Annotated in this window: 2 protein-coding genes; both read left to right on the plus strand. The window is 62.8% G+C overall.

Going from position 1 to position 2403, the window contains the following annotated elements:
• The coding region (locus tag QZY01_RS09645; protein ID WP_294536390.1) for a hypothetical protein at positions 1-197 on the plus strand (197 nt) is incomplete at its 5' end.
• Positions 198-552: 355 nt separating this feature from the next.
• Positions 553-2403: glutamate synthase central domain-containing protein (locus tag QZY01_RS09650; RefSeq protein ID WP_294536392.1), on the plus strand; the 1851-nt coding region annotated here is incomplete at its 3' end.

Below are 2403 nucleotides of genomic sequence, written 5' to 3' on the forward strand. Positions count from 1 at the left end.
ACTCGACTCTGGCGCCGCCGCGCTTGAGAAAGGTCATCGCAAAAATCATCCAGGCCGCCCCCGCCGTTTTTTCAACTTTCCAGAATCGATCGTCGCGCTGCTTTATGCCAGAAAAAGCTCCAAAAAAATCATTGACGAAAAAGGCGGCGGCGGAACCGGCCCGCCTCGCCGAAACAACAAAAAAAGCTGAAAAATGAGGCGCCCATGGCAAGCGCCGCCCGCATATCGGGCGCCAACATGCTTCAACCCCTTAAAGAAAGAAAAAACTTTCTACCGGCGTCGGTTTTGCGGCATGATCGCGTCTTGTGCGGCGGGGGCTAATCTGGCAATGTCGCGCGCCGATAAATAGGACAGTAGTGCTGACCATTATGGCTTCGCATAGGCAAGTCGCCCCGCCTCGGATAGATTGCGGTCGCACTGAACGGGCAGGATGAACGGGTCATGAACCAGCAGCAAAGGCCGAGCGTATCAGCCACGGAGCGCGCCCGGCCGGGCGGGGTCGCGCCGCAGGCCGCCGCCGCCGGGCTGTCCTCAAAGGCTGGAGTTTAATCGATGGATCGACCCATGGTCACCGCCGCCCAAGACCTTCCGCTTGCTCAAGGCCTGCCGCTCGCTCAGGGCCTTTATGACCCGCGCAACGAGCATGACGCCTGCGGCGTCGGCTTCGTCGCCAATATGCACAACGCCAAATCGCACGATCTGGTGGCGATGGGGTTGCAAATCCTGGTCAATCTCGACCATCGCGGCGCGGTCGGCGCCGATCCCAAGGCCGGCGACGGCTGCGGCATGCTGTTGCAGATTCCCCACCGGTTTTTCGTCGAAGAAGCGGCGCGGCTCGGTTTCTCCCTGCCGGAGCCGGGACTTTACGCGGTCGGCGCGCTGTTCCTGCCGCGCGACCCCGAAGGCCGCAAGATCGTGTTGCAGATTTTCGAGGACATCGTCGCCGAAGAAGGACAGGTGCTGCTCGGCTGGCGCGATGTGCCGGTCGACCCGAGCGTGCTCGGCGAGACGGTCAAGCCGGCCGAACCGGTCCATCGCCAGGTGTTCATCGCGCGCGGCTCCGATACGCCGGACCAGGACGCCTTCGAGCGCAAATTGTTCCTGATCCGCAAGCGGGCGTCCAACACCATCTACGGCCTCAAGGACGAGCGCCTGCGCGGCTGGTATCCGGTGTCGCTGTCCTCGCGCACCATCGTCTACAAGGGCCTGCTGATCGCCACCCAGCTCGGCAATTATTTCGCCGACCTTCGCGACCCGCGCGTCGAGACGGCGATCGCCCTCGTGCATCAGCGCTTTTCGACCAACACCTTCCCGTCGTGGCAGCTCGCCCATCCCTATCGGATGGTGGCGCATAACGGCGAGATCAATACGTTGCGCGGCAATGTCAACTGGATGGCGGCGCGTCAGGCCTCGGTGGCCTCGCCGCTGTTCGGCGACGATATTTCCAAGCTCTGGCCGGTTTCCTATGAGGGACAGTCCGACACCGCCTGTTTCGACAACGCGCTCGAATTTCTGGTGCAGGGCGGCTATTCCATGGCCCACGCCATGATGATGCTGATCCCCGAGGCCTGGGCCGGCAATCCGCTGATGGACGAGGAGCGCCGCGCTTTTTACGAATATCACGCCGCGCTGATGGAGCCGTGGGACGGCCCCGCCGCCGTGGCCTTCACCGATGGTCGCCAGATCGGCGCGACGCTCGACCGCAACGGCCTGCGCCCCGCGCGCTATCTCGTCACCGAGGACGGGCTGGTGGTGATGGCGTCCGAAATGGGCGTGCTGCCGATCCCCGAGGAAAAGATCGTCACCAAATGGCGCCTCCAGCCCGGCCGCATGCTGCTGGTCGATCTGGAACAGGGCCGCATCGTTTCCGACGACGAGACCAAGCAGACGCTCGCCCAGTCCCATCCCTACCGCGAATGGCTCAAACGCGCCCAGATCGTGCTCGAAGACCTCAAGCCGGTCGAGCCCCGCACCTCGCGGGCGGATGTGTCGCTGCTCGACCGCCAGCAGGCCTTCGGCTACAGCCAGGAAGACACCGCCATCCTGATGGCGCCGATGGCGGTGACCGGTCAGGAGGCGATCGGCGCGATGGGCACCGACACGCCGATTTCCGCGATGTCGTCGCGCTCGAAACTGCTCTATTCCTATTTCAAGCAGAACTTCGCCCAGGTCACCAATCCGCCGATCGATCCGATCCGCGAGGAACTGGTGATGAGCCTCGTTTCCTTCATCGGCCCGCGCCCGAATATTCTCGACCACGAGGGCACGGCGAAGAAGAAGCGTCTCGAAGTGCGCCAGCCGATCCTGACCAATGTCGATCTCGAAAAGATCCGCTCGATCGGTCATTTCGAGGATAGTTTCGACACCAAGACGCTCGACATCACCTATCCCGTCGAACTCTCC

Source organism: uncultured Rhodoblastus sp., from assembly GCF_903903185.1.
Lineage (GTDB): Bacteria > Pseudomonadota > Alphaproteobacteria > Rhizobiales > Beijerinckiaceae > Rhodoblastus.